Source organism: Bradyrhizobium sp., assembly GCF_028868675.1.
Lineage (GTDB): Bacteria > Pseudomonadota > Alphaproteobacteria > Rhizobiales > Xanthobacteraceae > Bradyrhizobium.
This window is the reverse complement of sequence record NZ_JAGWUA010000263.1, coordinates 1-5,288: the sequence shown is the minus strand read 5'-3', so window position 1 is coordinate 5,288 and position 5,288 is coordinate 1. Positions and strand designations below refer to the sequence as shown.

At 68.7% G+C, this 5,288-nt stretch carries 6 protein-coding genes; 3 read left to right on the top strand and 3 right to left on the bottom strand.

The annotated features are described in order from the left end of the window. Nucleotides 1-231, top strand: a 231-nt coding sequence (locus KGM94_RS23120; RefSeq protein ID WP_366526266.1) for a TetR family transcriptional regulator C-terminal domain-containing protein, incomplete at its 5' end; no start/stop codon positions are given. A 4-nt stretch (nt 232-235) separates the two neighbouring features. On the opposite strand, the gene KGM94_RS23115 is transcribed toward KGM94_RS23120, so the two are convergent. Beyond that, complete coding sequence (locus KGM94_RS23115; RefSeq protein ID WP_300264466.1) at nt 236-1,537, bottom strand: MFS transporter; 1,302 nt, start codon at nt 1,535-1,537, stop codon at nt 236-238. Nucleotides 1,538-1,776: 239 nt separating this feature from the next. Here KGM94_RS23115 and KGM94_RS23110 point away from each other — a divergent pair, with 239 nt between their 5' ends. After that, entirely contained in the window at nt 1,777-3,453 is a 1,677-nt protein-coding gene (locus KGM94_RS23110) for a SulP family inorganic anion transporter (RefSeq protein WP_300264464.1), read from the top strand. A 13-nt stretch (nt 3,454-3,466) separates the two neighbouring features. On the opposite strand, the gene KGM94_RS23105 is transcribed toward KGM94_RS23110, so the two are convergent. Continuing rightward, nucleotides 3,467-3,868: a hypothetical protein gene (locus tag KGM94_RS23105; RefSeq protein WP_300264462.1), complete on the bottom strand. Its 402-nt coding sequence runs from the start codon at nt 3,866-3,868 to the stop codon at nt 3,467-3,469. 131 nt (nt 3,869-3,999) lie between these two features. Then, on the bottom strand, nt 4,000-5,001 hold the full coding sequence (locus tag KGM94_RS23100; RefSeq protein WP_300264460.1) for a Spy/CpxP family protein refolding chaperone: 1,002 nt from the start codon (nt 4,999-5,001) through the stop codon (nt 4,000-4,002). On the opposite strand from KGM94_RS23100, the gene KGM94_RS23095 reads away from it, so the two are divergent. Beyond that, nucleotides 4,996-5,288, top strand: a 293-nt coding sequence (locus KGM94_RS23095; protein ID WP_300264459.1) for a hypothetical protein, incomplete at its 3' end; no start/stop codon positions are given. The genes KGM94_RS23100 and KGM94_RS23095 overlap by 6 nt on opposite strands.

Sequence of the window (5,288 nt, the reverse complement as noted above, 5' to 3'; positions counted from 1 at the left end):
GCAAGGCGCCTGCGCGCGCGGCGCAGACTGGTCGCCGACATCGTCGAAGCCACGGTGAGGACCGAGGGCAGGAATGGTCGGCAAGATCCGGCATGGGCCGCAGCCGTCGTGCTGGCGCTGGACGACGGTTTTCGCCTGCACCGCCTGATCGATCCGGAGACCACGCCGGCCGATAGTTTTCTGCGCGCCATCGCCGACCTCAGGCGCGCGATCGGGATTTCCCCGGGCTGAAAAGTCAACCTGCTCCGGCCTTCGACTGCAGCGCGTGCAGCCGGCCGGCGACCGCGCGCACCTTGCGCGGCGCCGCCTGCCAGATCGCCAGCGCCGACAGGATGCTCATCCCGATCGCGATGGCGAAGGCGAGCGTATAGCTGCCGGTCACGTCGTACAGCAGCCCGGTCAGCCAGGGCCCCGCCGCGCCGCCCGCCAGCGCCGCCAGCATGATCATGCCGAAAATGCCGCCATACTGCCTGCCCTGGAAGATCTCGAGCACGATCGCGCCCATGATCGAGGTGAGGCCGTAGCCCAGCGCGCCCTGCGCGAACACCATGACGTAGACGAGCACGAGCGACGGCTGGTACTTCAGGGCGATCAGCGCGGCGAAGCAGATCGCAAAGCCGCCGCTGGCGATCGCCCACACCGATTCGCGCCCGATCCGGTCCGAGACATGGCCGAGCAGGATCTGCCCGGGAATGCCGAGCAGGCTGACGATGCCGAGCGCCCACACCGCGACGCCCGGGCTGAAGCCGACGTCGAGCAGGAATTTCGTCTGGTGCACCTGCACGGCGTACCAGATGTAGAGGCCGCAGAAATAGCCGACCGATATCCACCAGAAACGCGCGGTGCGCAGCGCGCGCGCGAGCGTCCAGTCGGTGCCGGCCCAGACGGGATCGACGATGTTGGAGACCGGCTTCGCAGCGCTCGCGGACGGAGCCGCATCGCCGTCGGGCAACAGGCCGATATCCTCGGGCCGCTTGTGCAGCAGGAGGTTGATCGGCGCGAGCACGATCAGGATCATCAGCCCCATCGCGGTGCAGGCGGTGCGCCAGCCGGTCTGCTCGATCAGGTGCTGGACCCAGGGCAGCAGGGTCACCGACCCGATGCCGACGCCGGCAAAGGCGATGCCGATGGCAAAGCCGCGCTTGCGGATGAACCAGTTCGGCAGGAAGAAGGACTGGCCGGAATAGCCGAGGCAGACGCTGCCGGCGCCGACCATGACGCCGAGTGTCAGATAGAGATGCCAGGGCTGGCTGGTGAGCGGCGCCAGCAGCATTCCGCCCGCCATCAGCGCGACGCCGAGCTCCATCACGGCGCGCGGGCCGGCACGGTCCATCAGCCGTCCGATCAACGGACTGACGAAGCCCGACACCACGAAGCCGAACGAGAAGGCGCCGGCGGTGACGCCGCGTTCCCAGCCGAATTCGGAGATGATCGGCGGAAAGAACAGCGAGAAGGCGGTGCGCGCGTTGACGCCGATGGCCATGGTGATGAAGGTCACCGCGACAACGATCCAGCCGTAGAAGAAGGGCAGCCGCATCTGTGTTCGTTTCATCCCTGGACGGTCCTTTCCGACCATCCGGAGATGTCCGGGTCAAGCGCTTTTCGCGCATGCCTCGGCCGTTGCCGGCGAACCCGGCCGCGGCAGACCGCCTCAGGCGCGTCGCGCCCGAGCCGCCCTGGGACCGCGGACTGTTCTGAGCAGGCAGTCCACCCGGGCGGACTCGCTGCGGAAATGCGCTAGTCTGACACCGGCAGGACTGCAGAGGGCTTGAAACGATGGCGCAAGATGCACGGACCGCGACGTCCTGGCCGCTGTTCAGATCGCTGGCGTCCTATCGGATCGCTCTGCTGCCCGCAGACCTGATGGCGGGCCTGACGCTCGCGGCGATCGCCATCCCCGAGCAGATGGCAACCGCCCGGCTCGGCGGCTTCGCGCCGCAGATCGGCTTCTTCGCCTTCATGGCGGGATCGCTCGGCTTCGCCATGCTGGGCGGCAACCGCTTCCTGTCCTGCGGCGCCGACTCCACCATCACGCCGATCTTCGCCGGCGGGCTGGCCGCGATCGCGGCCGCCGGCTCGCCTCAGTATCAGGGGCTCGCCATCGCGCTGGCACTGATGGTCGGCGCCATGCTGCTGGCGAGCGGCGCGTTTCGCCTGGGCGGCATCGCCAATCTGCTGTCGGTGCCGGTGATGGTCGGCTTCCTCGCCGGGATCTCCGTCCACATCATGGTCTCGCAACTGCCCGGCGTGCTCGGGCTGGAGGCGCCCGGCGGCCCCACGCTCGACCGAATCGGCGTGCTCGCGGGCGAACTCGGCCGCGCCAATCCCTATACGCTCTGCATCGGATTCGGCGTGCTGGCCGTAGTGTTCCTCTCCGAGATGATGAGCGCAAAAATTCCCGGCGCGCTGATCGGACTGGCCGCCGCGACGCTCGCGGTGATCGGCGCGGGCCTCGAGAGCAAGGGCGTCAAGGTCGTCGGCACCGTGCCCGGCACGCTGCCGATGCCGACATGGCCGCAGCTTGCGCCCGAGCAATGGGTGCGCCTCGTGCCGCTCGCCTTCGTGATCACCGTGGTGATCATGGTGCAGACCGCCGCGACCACGCGCTCGTTCCCCTCCGATCCCGACCGGCCGGCCGACGTCGACCGGGACTTTCTCGGCGCCGGCGCCGGCAGCATGCTCGCCGGCCTGTTCGGTGCGTTTCCGGTCAACGCCAGTCCGCCGCGCACGGGCATCGTCGCGGAAACCGGCGGCCAGTCGCAACTGTCGGGACTGGCCGCGGCCGGTATCGTGCTCGCGCTGCTCGCATTCGGGACCGGGCTCCTGCAGCGCGTGCCGGATGCCGCGCTCGCCGGCATCCTCCTCTTCGTAGCGCTCCGGATCATCCGCGTGAAGCAGATCGCCACCATCTACCGCCAGTCACGGGCCGAATTCCTGCTGATCCCGGCAACCGCCGCCCTCATCATCGTACTACCGATCCAGCAAGGCGCGGCCCTCGGCATCGTGCTGTCGCTGCTGCACGGCATCTGGAGCACGACCCGCGCCAAGCTGATCGAGTTCGACCGCGTCCCCGGCACCACGATCTGGTGGCCGGCCCATCCGCGTATCGCCGGCGAGCGCATTCCAGGCGTCGCCGTGGTCGGGCTGCAGGCGCCGCTGTCGTTCCTCAATGCGCCGGACTTTCGCAACGACGTCGCGGACGTTCTCAAGGAGTCGAGGCCGCGGCTTTTGGTGCTGGAGGCGAGCGGCATGGTCGAAATCGACTTCACCGCCGCACAGATCCTGCTCGAGGTCTTCAAGGCCTGCGGCGAGCAGGGCGTCACCATCGCGGTGGCACGGCTGGAATCGGTTCGTGCACAGCGCGCGTTCGAACGCTTCGAGCTTCACGAGGTGCTGCCGAGGGACCGGGTGTTCCACAGCGTGGACGAGGCCGTCCGCGCGCTGGCGCAATAGCTGATCGAGCTCACTATCCGAGCGAGGGAAAGGCGCGCTGCACGTCCTCCCGGATCCAGCCCGCATGGATCGCACGATACAGGATCTGCGCCGTCTTGATGTCGTCGGCCTTCATGCAGAGATCGACGATCCGGCGGACGGCGTCGTCGCGGATCAGGTCATCGGAGATCTTCATCGCGATCTCCATCGCCGCCCGAGCCGCCCGCTCATAGCGATCGCTTTCGCGCTGGTGGAGCTTCTGGACCGACGTCCTGCCGTTGTCGGCGCGCGCGGCGAAGCTTCCGACCATCTCGGCACTGGCCGTGGCCGACTGGCAGATGCCGCGGATCCGCTCGGCCGCCTCGATGTCGCCGAGCGGCCCCGGGACGGCCTCGTCCCAGATATCTCCGGGCTTTTCCCTCGCGAACCACCGCATCGCATCGCCCCGCACGTGGCCTTGCACCCATTCCGGCGAGACACAGCATAGAGAACGGCGTTGCGCCGTGCGACCAATAATTTTCAGACCAATAATTTTCAGATTCTCGGCCGCGCCGTCTCCATCGCTCACTACGTGCGTCGCGGTCCGATGGCTTCGAACTGGGCCTTCTGCTCGTCGGTCAGCGTGGCATAGAACGCATCGAGCGCCACTCGCACCGACTTGACGCCGTCCAGCATCACGCCGAGGCGCTTTCGGACCGCTTCCATCCGTGCCGTCGGCGTCATCGCGTCGTTCGGCTGGCAGGCCGCCTTGAGGGCGTCGCTGACCTTCGCGCCGGTGTCCCGCAACGTATCGAGCGCCGCGCGCTGGGTGTCGTTCGGATGCAGCCGTGCCTCGATCTCGTCACCGGGCCAGTCGAGCCCGGCCGGCGCCGCGCAGTCCTGGACCAGCGACGCGCCCTGCCCGCTGGAACCCGCCGCACGGCGCTGATCCTCGGCCATCGCATTGAAGCGCGCCTTCTGCTCGTCGGTGAGCGAACCGTAGAACTTTTCCAGCGCCGGCTGCACGAGGTTGACCGCATTGGTCATCGCCTCGATGCGCTGCTGCATGGCGGCGAGCCGGCCGGGCGCGGTGGCCGCCGCCTGCGTCGGGCAGGAGGTGCGGATGATGTCGGCCGCCTGAAGCGAGGCGTTGCCGAGCTCATCGAGGCTTCCGCCCTGCGCCTCCGTCGGCTGCACGGCGGCCGCGATCTGATCGATCGGCAGGCCGGCGATCTCGCGCCTGTCGCTCCCGCAGAGCCGATCGAGCGCAACGCCCCTCGCCTGCCGGCGTCCCGAGGCACGCCGCGGCATGTACGCGGACAGGCCGTCATAGCCGTAGGGACCAAAAATGCCGGCATAGATGTCGGGGTAGCCGTAGCCCCAGAAGCCGAGACCGTCGCCCCAGATGGTGTAGTCGTAGAAATCGTTGTACGCGAACGGCCAGAACAGCGGTCCGACCCAGCCATAGCCTCCGCCCGGATGGCGCCACCATCCGCTCGCCGCACCGTGCCAGCCCGCCAGAGCTGCGACCGCCGCGATTTGCGCGCGCGCCGCCGGGTTGAACGCGCCGCGGAAAGCGCGGGGATGCACGGCCGCGTTCCGGATCCGGCCGAAATTCGCGCTGCCGTGCCGCGCTCCGGCCGCAAACCTCGGGCCGGCATGATGGCCGCCGCCGACGTGAATGCGGCCAAATCCGTGGCCGCCGCCGTGATGGCCACCGCCACCGAAATGGACGCCGCCATGACCACCGCCATGGCCGCCGCCGTGCCCACCGCCGTGACCGCCGCCGCCTCTCGCCAGCGCGGCCGTGGACAGCACGCAAGCCAGCGCGACAACCGCTATTCCAATGACGGGTCTCGACATCGCACCCTCCCGCA